Source organism: Xenorhabdus griffiniae (assembly GCF_037265215.1).
In the GTDB taxonomy this organism is placed as follows: domain Bacteria; phylum Pseudomonadota; class Gammaproteobacteria; order Enterobacterales; family Enterobacteriaceae; genus Xenorhabdus; species Xenorhabdus griffiniae.
Genome location: NZ_CP147737.1, coordinates 4,284,181 through 4,303,746, shown reverse-complemented (window position 1 = coordinate 4,303,746; position 19,566 = coordinate 4,284,181). Strand labels below are relative to the sequence as shown.

Sequence of the window (19,566 nt, the reverse complement as noted above, 5' to 3'; positions counted from 1 at the left end):
AAACCCATTTAACATAGTGAGGTTTGTTTTTTATCCAGGGCGCCGTGAAACTTCGGCTTTCAGAGGATGTCAAAATCAATATAATTGAGGATCTAGAATATCTATGATTTTGGATAATATTTCATCAACAACGCTGGGTTCAGCTTGTGCTGAATAGGTCGCTTTTCTTTCATTCAAATCAAGTGAACGAATTTGGTAACAAAGCACAACACCGGTAATTTTTCCGGTATCGGTACTTGAGCCATCGAGATATACCGTGACCGCTTCAGAGCGTGCTAACCCTCCTCCGCTGGTAATTGGAACGCAAAGTGCAGTACCTAGCTTTTGATTCAGTACAAATTCAGAGATAACCAGATAGTAATGCGCTCCTTTAAACTCTCTTCCGCTAACGGGATCACCGTTAGTGTGCCAGATTTCACCCTTGCCTGGGACATGCCTTTTACGCACCATTAAATCACCTCATGACCAACAGGGTGAGAATTCAGTTCGTCGGCGGTGGCTTCGTTGAAAGTTTGCACCTCTGTTTCATCAATGCCTTGCAGCAGCTCAGAAAGAGATTTTCGGCCTCTGGCAATTCTACCCACTGGTTTGATGCTTATTGTATCGCCTGATGGTTTTATATCCAATGTCATGCCGACAGACCATCCCATTACTGTTGCTACTTCACTAGGGATGGTGACAACGACAGCTCCTCCCTGTTGACGTAAACGCGTTATTGCCATGATGACCCTCCAATAAATATGTAACTTTATCTCACACATTGATTGTATCATAAGTTTCACAAAGTCACACTCCTGAAACAAGATAAAGATCTTGATTATAGGTTTTCATCTATATAGTATTACGTCTATATTGTGTAAGGAGTAATCATGTGGACCATCGAGACAACGGACGCCTTTGATGAGTGGTTTGATGCTCTAGATGACACCGACCGTGCCAACGTTCTGGCTTCAATGATGGTGCTTTGAAAACGAGGACCGATGTTACCGAGGCCATACGCAGACACCGTTAAAGGTTCACTCTACAGCAACATGAAAGAGTTACGGGTTCAAAGTAAAGGGGATCCCATCCGAGCGTTCTTTGCGTTCGATCCTAAACGTAAAGGAATTCTTCTTTGTGCCGGTAACAAGAACGGAAATGAGAAAAGGTTTTACGAAATCATGATTCCGATTGCTGACCGCGAATTCACGGCACATCTGGAGAAATTGGAGAAGGAGTAGAGAATTATGGCAAGAACGCTTGACCAAATACTAGTCACTGAAAAGCCCGAGGTTGTTGCCAATGCACAAAAAGCAGCGACTGAGATGTTGCTTAACATCCATCTGGCAGAACTTCGCGAACGCATGAATCTGACTCAAGGCGACATCGCTGCGGCCCTCGGCATTAAGCAACCGACTGTTTCCGATATGGAAAAACCTGGCCGCGACTTGAAGTTGTCTTCTCTCAAACGTTACGTGGAAGCATCCGGTGGCAAGTTACGTATCGACGTAGAGTTACCCGACGGTACACATTACGGCTTTGTCGTTTAATCTATACCAATCTAACTTCAAGATGCGTGTGATTTCTTCCCGCGAAGCGGGAAAAAATCAGGTTTCATATTGTGTTGTAAATTGCAGCTTGAAGTTTAATGCGTATAAAACACAGGCTCTAATTTTGAGCCTGTGTTTATTGTACTAGTCGCAACTTGATCTGATGAGATGGACGTCCCGTATGGCGTCAATTGTACCAAAATGAAATAAGCATATTCATTTTATGGGAGCGTCCATCATGTATCATAAAATTCTCGGTATTGATCTCGCTAAATCTGTTTTTCAGCTTTGTTTGCTTAACGATAATCACATTATATTTAATAAAAAAATGACCCGAAGTCGATTACTGGATGCTGTTAGACAAATGGAATCCGGGACTTTGATTGCTATGGAGGCTTGTAGTACCGCCCACTATTGGGCACGAACGATTGAAAATCTAGGTTTTAAAGTTTGCCTTATTCCCCCTCAGCATGTGAAAGCTTTCGTTAAACACCATAAAAATGATGCCAATGATGCGTTGGCAACATGTGAAGCTGCGAATCGGCCGGGTATGCATTTTGTTCCGGTCAAAAATCTGTATCAACAAGACCTCTGTGTTCTCCATAATGTCCGGCAGTCATTAGTTCAAAAACGCGTTGCTCTCTCTAATCAAATCAGAGGACTGGCAGCAGAATATGGCATTATTTTTCCGCAACGCTCTGCGGCTCTTAGAGAGTCACTGTACGAGGCACTTGAAGATGCCGATAATGGATTAACGATGATTGCACGCAGGGTTCTGAAACAACTCTATGAAGAATGGCTGAAGCTGATCCAGCAGACAGAAGAAATAGAAGAAACCCTCAAGTCGCTATCATCGCAAACGGCTCAGTGGCAGCAACTCCAATCTATTCCCGGTATTGGCCCCCTGATTGCCTCCGCAATGGTCGCGTATATTGGTGATGGAAAACAATTTAATAACGGCAGGCAAATGGCCGCTTGGTTAGGACTCGTTCCTCGACAGGCCAGCAGTGGTGGGAAAACACAATTAGGCAAAATCACTAAAAAGGGTAATCGGTACCTACGCGGGATTTTAATTCATGGCGCCAGAGCTGCTATACAACGCAGAGCGTTACGGCATGATGCCCTCGGTGATTGGATGCAGTCTTTGGTTAACCGACGGGGATTTAATAAGGCGTGTGTCGCTTATGCCAATAAATGTGCCAGGATATGCTGGTCAATTATGGTTAATAAAGATGCGTTCCAGATGAGCAAAGCCTTTGCTTAAATAAACCGGTTTCATTTTCAATAGAGTTGACTACAGTTGATGAGCTAAACGGTTATCCGGCCTTGCAAAAACCTGAGACTGTCGAGGATTTTTAATCCGTTGATCTGATGAGGAGGCAAGGTTCGGACTTCACCATGGCGCAGCAAATTTAAATGATTGCCAGACGCCGGATATATGACCGTGAACCGAAATTAGCAATACACTGAGTCACTAAAAAAGTTGAATATTATGGGACGTCCATATATGACAGTCATCCACTTTTTATCCAGTACGCCGTAAAACTTCGGCTTTCAGAGGATGTCAAAATCAATGTAATTGAGGATCTAAAATATCTATGACTTTGGATAATACTTCATCAACAACGCTGGGTTCAGCTTGTGCTGAATAGGTCGCTTTGCTTTCATTCAAATCAAGTGAACGAATTTGGTAGCAAAGCACAACACCGGTAATTTTTCCGGTATCGGTACTCGAGCCATCGAGATATACTGTGACCGCTTCAGAGCGTGCTACCCCTCCTCCGCTGGTAATTGGAACGCAAAGTGCAGTACCTAGCTTTTGATTCAGTGCAAATTCAGAGATAACCAGATAGTAATGCGCTCCTTTAAACTCTCTTCCGCTAACGGGATCGCCGTTAGTGTGCCAGATTTCACCCTTGCCTGGGACATTCTTTTTACGCACCATTAAATCACCTCATGACCAACAGGGTGAGAATTTAGTTCGTTGGCAGTGGCTTCGTTGAAAGTTCTCACCTCTGTTTCATCAATGCCTTGCAGCAGCTCAGAAAGAGACTTCCGGCCTCTGGCAATTCTACCCGCTGGTTTGATGCTTATTGTGTCGCCTGATGGTTTGATATCCAATGTCATGCCGACAGACCATCCGAGTACTGTTGCAACTTCACTAGGGATAGTGACAACGACAGCTCCTCCCTGTTGACGTAAACGCGTTATTGCCATAATGACCCTCCAATAAATATGTAACTTTATCTCACACATTGATTGTATCATTAAGTTTCACAAAGTCACACTTTAATTTCGGTATAGTGGTAGGGCTAGCTCCCTATCATACCCACAGAAAGATATTTCCGTTATCTCTGTTGCCCTCGGCATTAAGCAACCGACTGTCCCCGATATGGGGAAACATGGCCGCGATTTGAAGTTGTCTTCTCTCAAACGTTACGTGGAAGCATCCGGTGGCAAGTTACGTATCGACGTAGAGTTACCCGACGGTACACATTACGGCTTTGTCGTTTAATCTATACCAATCTAACTTCAAGATGCGTGTGATATCTCCCCGCGGAGCGGGGGAAGAAATCAGGTTTCATATTGTGTTGTAAATTGCAGCTTGAAGTTTAATGCGTATAAAACACAGGCTCTAATTTTGAGCCTGTGTTTATTTTTATGTATCGTTCTAACAACGAATTTACTGCGTCTTTGCTGCCGCCAGCGCTTGTGCGAGGTCGGCAATAATATCATCGCTATGTTCAATACCGATGGATAAGCGAATTAAATCGCGTGAAACCCCCGCTTTTACCATTTCTTCATCATTTAGCTGACGGTGGGTTGTTGAGGCTGGATGACAAGCCAGAGATTTGGCATCACCAATATTAACCAAACGAACAATCAATTGCAGGGCATCAATAAAGCGTATGCCTGCTTTTTCCCCGCCTTTAATGCCGAAAGATAGAATAGACGCTGGCTTGCCCCCCATATAACGGACAGCCAAATCATGTTCAGGATGTGCAGGCAACCCTGCATAGTTCACCCAAGAGACTTGAGGATGTGTTTCCAGATATTGTGCGATCTTCAGGGCGTTTTCAGTATGGCGTTCCATCCGTAACGCCAATGTTTCTAGCCCTTGTAACATCAAAAAGGCATTGAACGGTGACAATGCCGCGCCTGTGCTACGCAGTGGCCCGACACGGCAGCGAGCGATAAAGGCAGCAGCACCAAAATGTTCGGTATAGGTTATACCGTGATATGAAGGATCTGGTGTGCCTAAAATTGCAAAGCGATCCTGATGCGCTGCCCAGGGAAATTTGCCTGAATCGACAATCATCCCACCAATCGAGGTGCCATGACCGCCAATATATTTGGTCAGGGAATGGATGATAATATCGGCGCCATGTTCAAACGGGCGGCATAAGTAGGGCGTTGCGACGGTATTATCGACAATAAGAGGAATGCCGTGCCGATGGGCAATCTCTGCCAGCGCCTGGATATCAATGATATTTCCACTGGGGTTGGTGATGGATTCGCAATAGACGGCTTTGGTTCTTTTATCGATCAGGGTGTCAATGGCCGCAAGATTGTCATGATCAACAAAACGGGTTTCAATCCCCATAGTTGGGAAACTGTGTGCCATCAGGTTATAAGTTCCGCCATACAATTTTGCAACAGAGACAATATTATCCCCGACCGTGGCGATGGTTTGTATGGCGTAAGTGATTGCCGCCATGCCCGAAGCGACCGCCAGCGCACCGATACCGCCTTCCAAAGCGGCGACACGTTTTTCCAATACATCATTGGTTGGATTCATGATGCGGGAATAAATATTACCTTCCACTTTTAAATCAAACAGATCAGCACCATGTTGGGAATCATCAAAAGCGTAGGAAGTTGTCTGATAAATTGGGACCGCAACGGCTTTGGTGGTTGGATCGGGTGAATAACCTGCGTGGATGGATAAAGTTTCTAATTTCATTGCCATTTCCTTTAGTTGATTAAAGTGGTACTGACGTTTGAGACTGACAATCAAAAAGAGTAACGCGTTTGTTTTGACTTTGTTGATATCAAAAAATAATCCTATATTGCATTTTATCCGATTGCCTTACAGAAACTATCTATACTTTAAACGGTTAAAACATTTAATAAACATATGCCAATCTAACTTCAAGATGCGTATAAAAGGGTAATGAGTAAATAAAAAATCGACTCACTTTGCCTAGGGTGCAGGAGTGGCGTTTAATCCTATTCAAAACCTCAGTTTTTATACGGATTATGAAGGAGCACGCGTAAAATAGAGTGATAAAGATCATGGCATTAATGGGGTTTATGTGGGGAGAATGATAATTTTTAATATAAATGTCATCCCATTATTTTTTATTGCGATGGCATATATAAAAGGCTACTGGAATGTAGCCTTAAATTTAGGGTGGAAATTGGGGGATATTATTTATCGTACCAGCTAAGATGGAAGTGCTTGGTTTTACCTATGTTATCATTCATTATTTTGTATAATTCATCAAGATCAAACAATTTTTTTTCATTAAAAGGATGAGAACCATCAGGTGCCGAGTCAACAGGTAGATAATTGACAGTAATTGTTGTTTCGTCCACTTTAGGAGGGACAGGTGAATTGGAAATAAAAAATTTATAGATTCTATCATCGACAGCCAAATAGAGATCTCTGCTAAGTAACTCTGCTGTTTTTTGAAGGTTATTTTTATCACAAGATACGATAAGTGTTAAATTAGAGACATTTATATCTGATATTATTGGATTCCAGTTACGGCTAATAAATCCCATTATTTTCCTAATGGGTGTTGTCTTATTCTGAAAGTTAGATAGAGTGCCGAAATTAAAATTTGTGTTCGGGTCATTGTATGGGTTGCCGATCATGTTCACTACTTCTTCGGTAGAATATCCCATATACTTTATTTCATGATAAAACTTGCCTATTTTAAGGTCAAAAGATACCCAATACGGTGGTGGTTCTATCAGTATTTTCCAATCACAAGCTATTAAATCTTCTTGTGTCGGTTCCCAGGGAAGCCAATAGCCATTTTTATCACTCTTCTCGATATAAGGAGATCCATCGCCTTCACTATTAGCTATCGTTTGATGAGCAAGGCGTATATGCTCTTTAGGAGCATTCCAACCGATACGATATAATAGCTGTTTTTTTAAATATACATGGCTCAGTGCCCATGCCAAAGAACCTATTGGCACAGTGACTTCGCCACTAAAACCATTAAATTTATACAGATCAGGATTGAATGAACAGCTAAGATTGGCATTCAGATTTTCTGGTTTATTGATTTCAGACATAAATTCCTCACTTATTTGCTCGTTAAAGTTCAAGGTAATTTCATCCTACTGCTAAACCGCCACTTCATCTTACTTAAGTCGGATTTTTATTTCAACAATATGAAATATGAAAACAATAAATACGGAGTAAAATCGGGTTTTAGGTTGTAAAATATATTTATTTGCTGTTATGGCGATTAGTTAGGTTGTAAATTTGAAGTTTGCTGCTAAAAAACGCGATATTGAAATATTGTTTCTTGTTCAAATCTTTTTGGTTATTGATTGTTAATCTAATTTAAATAGTATATAAATCAAAAAATACTTGGAATTATTTTTGTTAGTGATATTAATTGATGTAAATAAAAATAGTGAGTTAATTCAATATTTTTATTTGGTTATCTTCTTTAAATTAAAAGTGTATACGCATTAAGCTTCAAGTTGCAATTTACAACACGATATGAAACCTGATTTCTCCCCGTTTCGCGGGGAGAAATCACACGCATCTTGAAGTGAGATTGCTATAGATCTATATAGTGCATCTTTTATATAAGAGGACGAAAAATATAAATCAATTATTACAACACGAGGTTTTCCACCAGTGTTGCTACCATTACGGCCTTAATGGTATGCATTCGGTTTTCAGCCTGATCAAACACAACGCTGTGTTTTGATTCAAATACTTCATTTGTGACTTCCAGACCACCATATAAGTTGAATTCCTCTGCCAGTTGCTTACCAAGTGTTGTTTCTTCATCATGGAAAGCAGGCAGACAATGCAGGAACTTAACTTCTGGGTTTCCTGTGAGTTTCACAACATCCATATTGACTTGATAGGGCTTCAGTAAGGCAATGCGTTCTTGCCAGGTCGATTTTGGTTCTCCCATTGATACCCAAACATCGGTATATAGAAAATCGACACCTTTTACACCTTGCGTAATATCTTCTGTCAGGGTGATCTGGCCGCCTGTTTTCTCTGCCTGTTTTTGACATTCCGCAACCAAATTTTTTTCCGGCCAACATGTTCTTGGAGCAACCAAACGGAGATCTATCCCTGTCAATGCAGCCGCTTCCAGCAGAGTATTACCCATGTTATTGCGGGCATCGCCCAAATAAGCCAATTTGATCTCAGAGAGTGGTTTTTGGCTGTGTTCCTGCATCGTCATTAGATCAGCCAATAGTTGGGTTGGGTGGAATTCATCCGTCAGGCCATTCCAAACCGGAACGCCTGAGTATTGCGCAAGCGTTTCGACAATTTTCTGACTATATCCACGGTATTGGATACCATCATATAAACGCCCAAGTACCCGCGCAGTATCTTTGATGGATTCTTTATGCCCGATCTGACTGCCGCTTGAGCCTAAATAGGTAACGTTGGCACCTTGATCATGGGCTGCAACTTCAAATGCGCAGCGTGTACGAGTGGAGTCTTTTTCGAAAATCAGGGCAATATTTTTCCCAGTGAGTAACAGAGATTCAGAACCTGATTTTTTATTCGCTTTTAATGCATGAGACAAAGTTAAAAGGGTATTAATTTCTGAGGGAGTAATGTCAAGTAATCTTAGGAAAGAACGCTTGAAAAAAGGGTTCATTATGCATTGTCTCCATTAGGCAATATTGAATTTATATTCACTATATATCGATAAAAAAATTCAATTACAAGCCCTGTGTGCAGAGTTTATAGGAATGAATGTACCAAGACAGGTTATAGATCAGCCGCTTAAGTTATGTATTTCTTTTTGAACAAAATTGGATAGATATATCCTTTGTACATAAAAGATGGGAGAATGCGAAACAAGACAGCCAACTGACAGAGGGGATTGGCATGGCAGACCCACATGCTTTAGAAGAACAGTGTGAAGAAACTCGCTTGATCATCGAAGAATTATTGGAAGATGGCAGTGATCCGGATGCACTCTATATTATTGAGCACCATTTTTCGGCAGAAGACTTCGACCGACTGGAAAAGGCAGCCCTTGAAGCTTTCAGGTTAGGCTATGAAGTGACGGATGCAGAAGAGCTGGAAACAGAAGACGGTGTTGTTTTGATGTGTTGTGATGTGATCAGCGAAAGTCGTCTGGAAGCTGAATTGATCGACGCACAGGTTGAGCAGCTCATGGATCTGGCTGGTAAAATAGGTGTAAATTACGACGGTTGGGGAACGTACTTTGAAGACCCTAATGCGCCTGATGATGAAGATGACGGTGATCTCTTTCCCCCTGAGGACGATGAACCCAGACTCCATTAAGATTTCGAGGATTGCGTCAAACCACATTGCCCCACTTAAACCGTGGGGCTGGCTATCTTTAATTGAAAGCTATATAGCATCATAATGCTTTGAGCATCCTGACTTCACAGTCGCTGTGGCCTGTATTGCCAAGAGGCTTATCAAGATAGCCAAAGCCTAGCTTTTCATACAAAGCAATAGCGGCTTTCAGATTCTCTGTCGTTTCCAGATAGCAGCGTTTAAAGCCTTGCTCTGTGCCAAATTCGAGAGATTGTTTCACGATTTGCTTGGCAATACCTTTTCCGCGTAATACCGACGAAAGGTACATTTTCTGTAATTCGCAAGTATCACCATCACCACCAGCCAACGGAGCAATACCGCCACCGCCAACGACTTCGCCATCCATTTCAACCACCCAATAAGCGCTGCGTGGCTGATTGTAAACTTCGTACAGGGTATCCAGAATTGGATCAGCGACGGCAAAGCCTTTATCTGCGGTTAAGCCATGCTCAGCAGAAACCTCACGGATCACAGCGGCAATGCTTGCATTGTCTTGTTGAGTGATGGGGCGAATTATGTAATTGTGTGTTGTTTTTGTTGTCATTATTTTCTCTTTATATTTTTATTTATAGGGAATTAAATAATACAGCATGAAATATATTAAGTTAATCAATAAGTAATAAGATAACTATGGAGGCGCGGATACATGGGGTTTAAATGGAAAAATTCACTAATTTTCCATCTATTATATTCTGTAGCGAACAAAAGACCATTGTTCATCCACTGCTAAGATAAGCTAAATATCATTCCCGTTCGATAGGAGTGTATGCATGTGTTGGGCGGTGAGTTTTTCATGTTCTCATAACAGTGACCCTTGCGACTTTCAGCACACGAGCAGTATTGCAAATGCTAGCGTATTTATGATCATATCGACAATTTATTCTTTAACTCCAGGTTGGGTTGCAAAGTAGGTATATTCTATCTATCTATGCGCCACCAATAAAAAGGAGATGAAGTTTATCATAACAGCTAACCATTCATAATATATTAGCGATTTTCTCACTACTGACATGTAACTTGCTTTTTAACAGGATATTTTTAGCTGATTTCATGGATTCTTCAAGAGATTCTGGGCGGATATTCCTCTGTTGGTGAAAGAATTCCAGATGATCAAGAGAAACAGTCAATTGAGGTTGGTATTGTTGGTATAACCAAACACCTTTGTCATTGTGGTAATGATACTGCTTTGCTAACCAGTGACCGTAGCGGGAGATGAGTGAAACGGCCTCCAGGATGTAATGAACTGTGGATTTTTCCAGCAGATAATGCAGATTTAGCCGTACCCAGCCAGGGCGGGCAAGATTGTTTCCCTGTGCTAATTTTTCTTGGATATTCCGGCTATCGTCTTGGTTTATATCTAGTAACTGGTGGGCATAAGGTCCCGCACAAGAACAACCGCCTCTTGCCTGAATTCCGAATAAGTCATTTAGCATGGCAACAACCACACCATAGTGCAGTCCTTTAATATTAAATGAGAAGATGGCTAGTCTGGGAAGGGAAGGATTACCCATTAACTCGAAATTAGGGAGATTCCTCCAATATAAGAGTGTTTGTTCAACCAGCTCTTTTTCCCGTTTTTTAATGTAATCTAGACCAATTTGTTGTTGGATTTTAAATACCAACCCTGCACGAATTGATTCAATGATGGCAGGAGTACCACCTTCTTCACGACGTTCGATATTGTCGACATACTGGTGAGTCGATGCATTTACATAAGATACGGTGCCACCGCCATTAAGACCAGGAATAGTCTGACTAAAACAATTATCTCTAATTACCAACAAACCAGGTGTACCAGGACCACCTAAAAATTTATGAGGTGAAATAAATATAGCATCCATTGGAATTGCCTGTAAATCAATGGACATATAGGGTGCTGCGGCTGCAAAATCCCAACATGATAGTGCATTAAAACTTTTGAGTAGGTTAAAGATTCCATTAATATCGGTTTTAATCCCTGTGACATTGGAAGCAGCAGAGAAAGAGCCAACTTTGAGAGGAACATGTTGATATTTTAAGAGTTGTGTTTTTAGCTCTGTTTGATCCAGTATACCTTCTGGAGTGAGTGGAATACGAACCAATTCTACATCCGCTTCCCGCCAGGGTAGGTCGTTGGAGTGGTGCTCATAACCACCTATGAAAACAACCGGTTTTTGTTCCTGATAACGAGGAAGATTCAGCATGTGAATAAAGCGGTTAATGGCACTGGTTGCTCCTGAACCAGTGAAAATAACATGATAGGCTTGGGTAGCGTTTAGTGCTTGGCGGATAATGTGACGGCTTTGCTCACGCAGATATGTTGTTTGGAGTCCTGTGATTGAGGTCTCAGTATGTGTGTTTCCGTAGAAGGGCATTACTTGTTGCTGAATAAACTGCTCGATAAAACTGAGGCTTCGCCCGGAAGCCGTATAATCTGTATAGATCAACGGCTTGGTACCAAACGGGGTTTTAATGGGCCAGCATTCTCCGATAATCGACTGGCGGATAAGATCCATACTTAATGACATTGTTCTTGTCTCCTTTTCCTGATTGTCAAATGCATTTATGGGCAATAATTAGTGTCATTTCTCCAAATGGAGTTGGGATTTTTCGGGTATCTAGACGAGAGGGGTGATTGGCTTTTAACGCCTCTTCAATCTGTTCTGACTCGATAGAAAGTGGGCCATTTGCCAGTTCAGCAGGGAGGCGGCCCAATACATGAAACTCAGGTTGAGTGCGTTCTTGGTTCAGTGATTCGTGGAAACTAATCAATGTTCCGCCGGGAGACAATGATGCCCAAAGCCTATTTATACAATCTTGAAGATTGGTAGCAAAATAGAGAGACATCGCAGCTACTATTATTTGGTAAGGACCGCCAAAAAGGGTGGTGTTCATATCACCAGGAAGAAACTTGATGGACTGAAAGGGATTAGATTCATCAAATCCATCCGAATCTATCAATTGCATTTGTATTGCTGTACAACAGAGAGGCAAATCAAGCAATGTGATTTTGCTTTGTGGGTGAATAGCTAAAATATTTTGGGCTAGCTCCGCAGAGCCTGCTCCAACATCAAGGAAATGCAGTCCATCTTGCCAATTATCAAGCGACTGAAGGATAGATAGAAGGATTGGGTTTCTTGTACTTCGGTGAAAAGCTCGTAAACGCGATGTCGCTTTTTGCCAAAAACGTTGGTCATGCATATCCATTTGTTGTTTTGGTTGTGTGTTTTGTACCAGCCACTCATCGGATTTCGTCAATGTGAGAGATTTGATTTCTGCCAGCGAGCAGAGTGTTTCCCCCAGATAATATTGTGAATGACTAAGTAAGTAAGGCTGATAATTAGATTTAATGGAAAAACTCTGGGCTTGTTTTTCCATAATTCCTAGGGAGACATAAGAATTGAGAAGTAATGTTAATCGTGTCGGGCACCAGTTGAATTGTTGGGCCACAGTGGTTGCATCGGCCATAGTGATGAAGTGATCAAACAATCTATGGTGGAATGCGAATACGAGTATATTCAAGCGAATTGGGCCTAATAGCATGTTAAATAGATATTGTTGCTCATTAATTTTGTTTATTGACAAATTCATTTGTGAGTCACTTTTGATAACTTGCGAGAATAAGGAGGTTTTCCTCTAATTTCTATCAGAATACCTGTGGTATTTTGATAATCTGGTTAGAGGTTTCTTCATCGCTCAGGCAGTTCATTGCAAGCATGAACGAGAATAAAACTCCGCGAATAACATGTGTTGAAGCCAATTAATTGATAACCGTCCCGTCTTAAGATTATTTTTCCTATCCAATATCACTATAGGGATTGTGGTGTCGCCCGATATAAAACACGGAGCAATCTGATATCAAATGACGAACAAACTAGATTTGCGTTCATAGAATGATAAAAATTAGCTCTGCGTTTGATATTTTTACTACCTCCCTTCCTTTTAAATAGCTAGCCGTATGTTGAAGTCCCGATTATTTGCACGCGGGACAGATAAAGAGAAAGTGGAGGGATTACAATGAAACTACCACCGCTTGTCGAGCCTGCACCTCACTTAGATAAAGAGGAAAAGGAGAGATACAGCCGTCATTTATTACTGCCAGATATTGGATATATCGGCCAGTGTCGTCTGAAAAACGCCAAAGTGTTAGTGATAGGGGCTGGGGGATTAGGATCACCTATATTATTCTATTTAGCGGCAGCGGGTATTGGAACAATAGGAATTATCGATTTTGATGTGGTTGATGAATCAAATTTACAACGTCAGATAATTCACGGTCAATCCGATATCGGACGCAACAAAGCGGATAGTGCTCGTCAGTCGATACAAGAAACCAACCGCCTTACTAATATCATTTGCCATCAACAACGCCTTGAACCAGAGAATGCATTAGAACTGATCCGTCAGTACGATTTGGTACTCGATGGAACGGATAACTTTTCAACCCGTTATCTGGTAAATGACGCTTGTGTGCTGGCTGGCAAGCCTTATGTATGGGGATCTATCTACCGTTTTGAAGGACAGGCGTCCGTGTTTTGGGAAAATGCACCGGGTGGGCTGGGACTGAATTACCGTGATTTATATCCTGTACCACCGCCACCTGAACATGCTCCCTCTTGCTCTGAAGGTGGGGTATTTGGCGTACTGTGTGCTGCTATTGGTTCTATTATGGCGACTGAAGCCATCAAATTGATTACGGGGGCAGGAACAAGCCTTTTAGGTCGTTTGATGGTCTATGACGCGTTGGATATGACATATCGTACGTTACCGCTTCGCCGCGCTCAAAATCGTATGACGATAACACAATTGACAGATTATCAGATCTTCTGTGGTCTCAAATCACAAACCCCTGATGAGGTTGTTCCCCAAATAACTCCGCAAGAGCTTCAAAAAATGTTGGAGCGGGGAGAAGCTGTTCAATTGGTGGATGTACGAGAACCTGGCGAACGAGCTATCTGTAATATCGACAACGCTATTGGGATACCTCAACAAGAAATTATAAATGGGACAGGTCTCAAACTGCTTGATCGACAATGTCCGGTAGTTGTGTATTGCAAGATGGGTGGACGCTCCCGAAAAGTACTGCTTGCCATGCAGAGACAGGGATTTAAATCACTATTCAGTTTGGAAGGCGGAATCCTAAATTGGATCCGACAAGTTGATTCCTCACAAGCTACATATTAAGGAGTATCCAATGCTAGTGTTATCTCAAGTCCAATTGGATGAAATTGTGAAACATGCTGAGAAAGAACATCCAATTGAAGCTTGTGGACTCATCGTTGGTCCCTGTGGGAGCGATAAGCCTGAATTGGTTATTCCTATGCACAATAGTGCCGCTTCCGAGGTTTATTTCCGGTTTGATTCGAGACAACAGCTTCAGGTTTGGCGTCAGATGGAAGAAAAAGAACTGGAACCGATAGTTCTTTACCACTCTCATTCTGGCTCACGGGCTTATCCGAGTAGAGAAGACTTAGCTTTTTCTGTTTCACCCCAGATTCACCATGTCATTCTTTCTACTGCGCCAGCATCGCGGCTTGAACTGCGTAGCTACCGATATGTGCAGGGACATGCAATCGAAGAAATCATAAAAATTACTCAATGAGGAAATAATAATTATGTCGGTCATGGTTCATATACCTACTATTTTAAGAACATTCACTAATGACCAGAAAACTGTAACCTCTTCTGGTGAAAGTGTTTGTGAAGTTATTGATAAATTAGAGATTGATTTCCCTGGAATTAAAGATCGTTTAGTGAAGGAAGGAGATGTTCACGGGTTTATCAATTTCTATGTAAATGACGATGACATCCGATTTGGAAAAGGGCTGCAAACTACCGTGAAAGTCGGAGATGTGATCACCATCCTTCCGGCAGTGGCGGGAGGGTAATTCACAACGTTAGAACCGTTATTTATTGTAATCGGGGGCGTATTCATGCCAAGAAAAAAAATATTTCAGTTATTGCGGCTCAGTGGCACATTTAGCCAGGCCGATGCAGCATTTGCCCCATTTATAAGGGCATTAAATTCTCAGGCAGAGAAAATCGGTATTGTGGTCAATGAATCTTCAGTTCAGACCTCGAACAACGAATTGGTGGTGATACTGCAAGAGCAGGGAGGCTGGCAATTTATGCTCACGGTTACTTCGCCGGTGATCAATGGACAAGTTTGTGATGAAGTCGCGTTACAGGCATTGACCGGATTAGTTGCTGTCCATAGCCGTTCATTGGATCGGGTTGTTCCGTTAGGTGTTGAATATATTTCGGTGATTAGTGCCTCTTTGGTATTGCAACAACTATTGGCTGGGTTAATCGCACAGAACCGGTGCAGTAGAATACAGAAAGCTACTTTTGATTTAGTGCAAGCCGGAATATTAGCTGTCGGACAATATCTGGCAGGCGCTACTGCAAAAACTGGAGCTGAAGTGTTCTCATGTGGCGAAGCAGATATCTCTCTCAGGCCCCCTTTCGTGTCTCTTGATGGTGTTTTGTTTGAATTAGAATCTCTTTCTCCACAACTTTGGCAGAAGTTTTGGGTTCAATTAGGAACAGATATTCAGCAAATAGGCAGAGGCTGGCATACCTTTATGCAGCGATATGCTAGAGGGACTGTGTCACTGCCTGAAGAGATGGTGTCACGGCTTGCCAGTCATGTCTATGCAGATTTGGCTGATCTGGCTCGTCAGACAGGAATTGCAATTACCCCAGTCAGGCGTATTCAAGATCGTAAGATGGATCGAGATTTACAGTCATTACTTGAGTTCGGTCCTTGGTCTATTAAGGCCATTGGTGATGAAGCCAAGAAGCCTACTCGGATGCTCTCGGACACTGTGAAATCTGGGTTGCCACTTGCAGGAATCCGTCTGGTGGAATCCTGTCGGAGAATTCAAGGACCTATGGCAGGGCATCTGCTCGCCATGCTTGGAGCGACTGTGACGCGCATAGAGCCGCTGGGGGGCGATCCATTGCGTGATATGCCTCCTCTGGCGGGTGATTCTTCTGCCCGTTTTCAGGCGTTGAACGCTCGTAAGCAGGTGATTGAAGTAGATATCAAATCAGCAGAGGGAAAACAAACCATCGAAAAATTGGTTCATGATGCTGACTTATTTATACACAACTGGGCGCCGGGAAAAGCATCTGAGTTAGCACTGGATATCTCTGATTTAAGTCTTAATCACCCTGATTTGGTGTATGTCTATGCAGGTGGTTGGGGGATACTAGACAATGAAATGATGATTCCTGGTACGGATTTTATGGCTCAGGCTTATTCCGGTATGGCGGATGTGATTGCCCAAAGTGCGGGTGTTAAAGGTGGTACGTTGTTTACAGCGACCGATGTTTTCGGAGGTATTCTTGCCGCACAGGCAGCAATCATGGCTCTTTACTGTCGGGTTAGAGGCACGTCAGGACTGAGTGTTGGAAGCTCATTGCTGGGGGCTGCAACAATGTTGATAGAACCCATTCTCACCGACAATTCGTCTATCCCAAAAGAGAACTCCTTACCCGAATGGTGTTGTACCGATTTGGCATCACTTCCTACACATCCACTTGTTGAACCCTATTTGATGAGAGGAAGTTACACACAATTACGTGAATTATGGAGGCCCCTTATGAATCCAGCAGGTATTATCAATTTAGTCCCCGAATCAATTCGCCATGAATGGAAAGCATCAGGTGCTTATCCGGAATCAACTGTATTTGAAGCCTTTCGTAAGCAAGTTGAAAAACAGCCTGATGGGTTAGCGGTTTGTTCCCAAGATGGAAGTTATCGTTATTCTGAAATTTATCAGCAAAGTTTGAGGTTGGCAGCAGGTTTGGCTAATGCAGGGCTTGTGCGTGGTGATGTGATTGTTTATCAGTTGAGTAACAGTTGGCGCTCGATTGTCATTGATATTGCTGCCGCTGCTATAGGAGTAGTGGTGTGCCCTTTTCCACAAGGAAGAGGTCGGTTAGATATTGAGTCGATCCTTAAGCGCAGTCAGGCGCGTGCGATTATTGTTGAAAACCGGCATGATCAGGGTGATGTATGTCAGATTATCGAAGCGTTACGGCCTTTGATATTATCGCTACGTGTATTGATCACAGTGGGAAAAACTCGTGACTATTGGCTGTCATTTGAAGCATTACTGGATGGGAAGCCTTTAACACAATTTCCGTTGGTTTCCGCTGATGATCCAGTGCGTTTTCTCATATCTTCCGGTTCTGAATCAGAGCCTAAATTAGTTGCCTATTCCCATAACGCCTTGTTAGGAGGACGGGGACGCTTTATGGAGGAACTAAGAGGAAGCCATACGAGGTTTGTTACTTTGTATCTGGTGCCCCTAGGCTCGGCATTTGGTTCTACTGCCAGTGCATGTGTTATAGCATGGCTGGGTGGCACTATTGTAATTTTGCCTAAGTTTAGTGTCGATGCGGCATTGGAGGTAATTCATGATTATCGCCCGACTCACATTCTCGGTGTGCCGACCATGTTCCAGAGAATTGTTGCCGATGATCGCCTGAATGACTTGGATCTTCGTGACTTAGTCGCACTGGTCAGTGGAGGAGCTTTGATCGATGAAGCCACAATTAACCGCTGTTATGAAAAATTTGGGTGTCGATTTGTCAGCCTTTACGGATCAGCTGATGGTGTAAACTGTTTTAATGCCTTGACTGATACACGAGAAAAGATTGCTATGACGGTTGGGCGCCCTAACCCTTCCATTTGTGATATCCGAATTGTTGATGAACGTCATCAACCACTGCCTCAGGGACAGATTGGGGAGATTGCGGCTCGTGGACCAATTTCACCCATGCAGTACGTGAATTCCCCCATACTGGATGAAAAGTACCGAGATCAAAATGGTTGGGTTTACACTGGTGATTTGGGATGCATTGATGAAAGTGGCTACCTTAATTTGATGGGAAGGAAGAAGGATGTCATTATCCGTGGAGGAGTCAATATTAGCCCTATTCAGATTGAGAAACTGATGACTAATCATCAGGATATTGTCAGTGCTGCATGTATTGCCATTCCTGATAGGGACTTAGGACAAAGAATTTGTCTCTGTTTGTCACTGCGGGAAGGCGTACAACCACTTTCTCTAAATGATGTAGCACAGTTTTTGTTGTCATATGGGTTAGAACAGCACAAGTTACCAGAATATCTTTGCCATTTCAGTCAATTACCTCTTAGCCCTGCAGGTAAAGTTGATAAACCTACTCTTCGTAATATGTTATCAGAATTGACCCCAACCTTTTGTATTGAAAATAAATCAGTGCATCAGAGGAGGTAATTGTATATGGCGATTCAAAATGAAACCCATAATAAAAAGATGGAGTTATCGCTGGGATTTATTTTAGTACTAGCGATGGCACTGCCTATGCTGATTCTTTATGCTAGTGGGGCATTAGCACCTTTTATGTTACAGGAGGGTGAGATTGATCGCGAACTCCTGGGAGGATTTACGCTAACAGCATTTGGTGTAGCTGCTATTTTATCCTTTCCCGCTGGACGATGGGTGAAAAAATTAGGTACCCGTTGGGCAAGTATTACGTTGTTTTTGTTCACTGGTGGAGCATTTGCAGCATTGGTTTTGGCAAATCATCCTTGGCTGATGATACTGGCAATAGCAGTCTGCGGTATTGCGCAGGCTTTGGCAAATCCGATGACCAATCAGGCCATTGCGACTCAGGTAACACCTACACATAAATCGTTCATGGTGGGATTAAAGCAATCTGGAGTTCAACTCTCCGCATTGGTGGCAGGGACGATTTTGCCATGGATGGCAGCACAATGGGGATGGCGGGTAGCGTTAGGTGCTATTGTTCCAGTGTGTCTATTCATGGCGATTTTAGCTGCGATCTGTAACTGGCAGCCAAAAGTGACTGTTCCACAAGTGAAATATCACAGAACAGCACAATTGAACACAATAAGTATGCTGATGTTAATGCAAGGTTGTGTTGGTATTGTGTTGGCAGCCTTTATTACCCAGGTACCGATGTTTGCTTCTCAATTGGGAATGCCTATTAGTCAGGCTGCATTTCTTGTCACATTATTCGGGTTGATGGGCTGGATCTCTCGTTTGGTGCTGACGCCTCTGGCAAGTCGCTTTAAGCAAGAGTCCGATTTATTGGCTTTATTGTTTGTATTTGCATTTCTCGCTTTACTTGCGACATTTAATGCCTCACCACAAAACCTCTGGCTGGTTTATGTCGGGGTGATTGGGATTGGTTGTACGCTTGTAGCAACCAATGCTCTGGCGATGTCTATGATTCTGCATCATGATTGTTTTGGTGAGATACCCATTGCATCTGGACGAGTTTCTTTTGCATTTTTTGGTGGGCTGGCATTGGGATCATTGCTTTTCCAGTGGGTGGTGGCTTATTTTGGATCGACATGGGCAGGAATGGGGTTCATGTTAATACTATTAAGCTTCGGCTTTCTTGCAGTACTCCGTTTGCGCTGGTCTTTATCACAGATAATGTAAGCAGAAGGCACTCATTATG

18 protein-coding genes and 2 pseudogenes are annotated in these 19,566 nt (G+C 42.6%); 10 read left to right on the top strand and 10 right to left on the bottom strand.

Translation table 11 applies throughout. From position 1 onward, the window contains the following. Positions 1–75: 75 nt before the first annotated feature. Entirely contained in the window at positions 76–450 is a 375-nt protein-coding gene (locus tag WDV75_RS19610) for a type II toxin-antitoxin system PemK/MazF family toxin (RefSeq protein ID WP_273572202.1), read from the bottom strand. Continuing rightward, entirely contained in the window at positions 450–722 is a 273-nt protein-coding gene (locus WDV75_RS19605) for an AbrB/MazE/SpoVT family DNA-binding domain-containing protein (protein WP_273572204.1), read from the bottom strand. The genes WDV75_RS19610 and WDV75_RS19605 overlap by 1 nt, the downstream gene beginning before the upstream one ends. A gap of 147 nt (positions 723–869) precedes the next feature. Here WDV75_RS19605 and WDV75_RS19600 point away from each other — a divergent pair. From WDV75_RS19600 to WDV75_RS19590, 3 genes and pseudogenes are all read left to right on the top strand, one after another. Beyond that, positions 870–1,220, top strand: a pseudogene (locus WDV75_RS19600) (type II toxin-antitoxin system RelE/ParE family toxin). A 6-nt stretch (positions 1,221–1,226) separates the two neighbouring features. After that, the gene (locus WDV75_RS19595; protein WP_273572206.1) at positions 1,227–1,529 is read left to right on the top strand and encodes an XRE family transcriptional regulator; all 303 of its coding nucleotides are present in this window, start codon (positions 1,227–1,229) and stop codon (positions 1,527–1,529) included. A 238-nt stretch (positions 1,530–1,767) separates the two neighbouring features. Further along, positions 1,768–2,793, top strand: a complete 1,026-nt coding sequence (locus tag WDV75_RS19590) for an IS110 family transposase (RefSeq protein ID WP_338860193.1) — start codon at positions 1,768–1,770, stop codon at positions 2,791–2,793. Between the two features lie 306 nt (positions 2,794–3,099). Here WDV75_RS19590 and WDV75_RS19585 read toward each other — a convergent pair whose 3' ends face one another. After that, positions 3,100–3,474 (bottom strand): type II toxin-antitoxin system PemK/MazF family toxin, encoded by a 375-nt coding sequence (locus WDV75_RS19585; RefSeq protein ID WP_273571370.1) that lies wholly within the window; start codon positions 3,472–3,474, stop codon positions 3,100–3,102. Beyond that, positions 3,474–3,746 (bottom strand): AbrB/MazE/SpoVT family DNA-binding domain-containing protein, encoded by a 273-nt coding sequence (locus tag WDV75_RS19580; RefSeq protein WP_273571372.1) that lies wholly within the window; start codon positions 3,744–3,746, stop codon positions 3,474–3,476. Before WDV75_RS19580 ends, WDV75_RS19585 begins: the two co-directional genes overlap by 1 nt. A 142-nt stretch (positions 3,747–3,888) precedes the next feature. Between WDV75_RS19580 and WDV75_RS19575 the strand changes: the two are divergent. After that, positions 3,889–4,044 (top strand): annotated as a pseudogene (locus tag WDV75_RS19575) (transcriptional regulator); the annotation flags it as partial. A gap of 168 nt (positions 4,045–4,212) precedes the next feature. Here the strand turns inward: WDV75_RS19575 and WDV75_RS19570 are convergent. The 3 genes from WDV75_RS19570 to argF all read right to left on the bottom strand — a co-directional run bounded on the left by WDV75_RS19570 (position 4,213) and on the right by argF (position 8,407). Continuing rightward, complete coding sequence (locus tag WDV75_RS19570; protein ID WP_273571374.1) at positions 4,213–5,493, bottom strand: bifunctional O-acetylhomoserine aminocarboxypropyltransferase/cysteine synthase; 1,281 nt, start codon at positions 5,491–5,493, stop codon at positions 4,213–4,215. Between the two features lie 467 nt (positions 5,494–5,960). After that, the gene (locus tag WDV75_RS19565; RefSeq protein ID WP_273571376.1) at positions 5,961–6,839 is read right to left on the bottom strand and encodes a Thoeris anti-defense Tad2 family protein; all 879 of its coding nucleotides are present in this window, start codon (positions 6,837–6,839) and stop codon (positions 5,961–5,963) included. A 554-nt stretch (positions 6,840–7,393) separates the two neighbouring features. Then, positions 7,394–8,407: an ornithine carbamoyltransferase gene (argF, locus tag WDV75_RS19560; RefSeq protein WP_273571378.1), complete on the bottom strand. Its 1,014-nt coding sequence runs from the start codon at positions 8,405–8,407 to the stop codon at positions 7,394–7,396. A 233-nt stretch (positions 8,408–8,640) separates the two neighbouring features. Here argF and rraB point away from each other — a divergent pair, with 233 nt between their 5' ends. Then, a complete protein-coding gene (gene rraB / locus WDV75_RS19555) occupies positions 8,641–9,063 on the top strand; it encodes a ribonuclease E inhibitor RraB (RefSeq protein ID WP_189760021.1) in 423 nt (140 codons plus the stop codon). A gap of 79 nt (positions 9,064–9,142) precedes the next feature. Here the strand turns inward: rraB and WDV75_RS19550 are convergent, their stop codons facing one another. The 3 genes from WDV75_RS19550 to WDV75_RS19540 form a co-directional block, all read right to left on the bottom strand. Next, a complete protein-coding gene (locus WDV75_RS19550; RefSeq protein WP_273571380.1) occupies positions 9,143–9,646 on the bottom strand; it encodes a GNAT family N-acetyltransferase in 504 nt (167 codons plus the stop codon). Between the two features lie 433 nt (positions 9,647–10,079). Further along, the gene (locus tag WDV75_RS19545; protein ID WP_273571382.1) at positions 10,080–11,609 is read right to left on the bottom strand and encodes an aminotransferase class V-fold PLP-dependent enzyme; all 1,530 of its coding nucleotides are present in this window, start codon (positions 11,607–11,609) and stop codon (positions 10,080–10,082) included. A gap of 25 nt (positions 11,610–11,634) precedes the next feature. Beyond that, positions 11,635–12,672, bottom strand: a complete 1,038-nt coding sequence (locus WDV75_RS19540; RefSeq protein WP_338860343.1) for a class I SAM-dependent methyltransferase — start codon at positions 12,670–12,672, stop codon at positions 11,635–11,637. 426 nt (positions 12,673–13,098) lie between these two features. Between WDV75_RS19540 and moeB the strand changes: the two genes are divergently transcribed. The 5 genes from moeB to WDV75_RS19515 are packed head-to-tail and all read left to right on the top strand — an operon-like array spanning position 13,099 to position 19,547. Beyond that, complete coding sequence (gene moeB / locus WDV75_RS19535; protein WP_273571386.1) at positions 13,099–14,265, top strand: molybdopterin-synthase adenylyltransferase MoeB; 1,167 nt, start codon at positions 13,099–13,101, stop codon at positions 14,263–14,265. A gap of 10 nt (positions 14,266–14,275) precedes the next feature. After that, a complete protein-coding gene (locus WDV75_RS19530; protein ID WP_273571388.1) occupies positions 14,276–14,683 on the top strand; it encodes a M67 family metallopeptidase in 408 nt (135 codons plus the stop codon). Between the two features lie 13 nt (positions 14,684–14,696). After that, complete coding sequence (locus tag WDV75_RS19525) at positions 14,697–14,969, top strand: MoaD/ThiS family protein (protein WP_273571390.1); 273 nt, start codon at positions 14,697–14,699, stop codon at positions 14,967–14,969. A 45-nt stretch (positions 14,970–15,014) separates the two neighbouring features. After that, positions 15,015–18,353: an AMP-binding protein gene (locus WDV75_RS19520; protein WP_273571393.1), complete on the top strand. Its 3,339-nt coding sequence runs from the start codon at positions 15,015–15,017 to the stop codon at positions 18,351–18,353. Between the two features lie 6 nt (positions 18,354–18,359). Next, a complete protein-coding gene (locus WDV75_RS19515; protein WP_273571395.1) occupies positions 18,360–19,547 on the top strand; it encodes an MFS transporter in 1,188 nt (395 codons plus the stop codon). Positions 19,548–19,566: the final 19 nt, after the last annotated feature.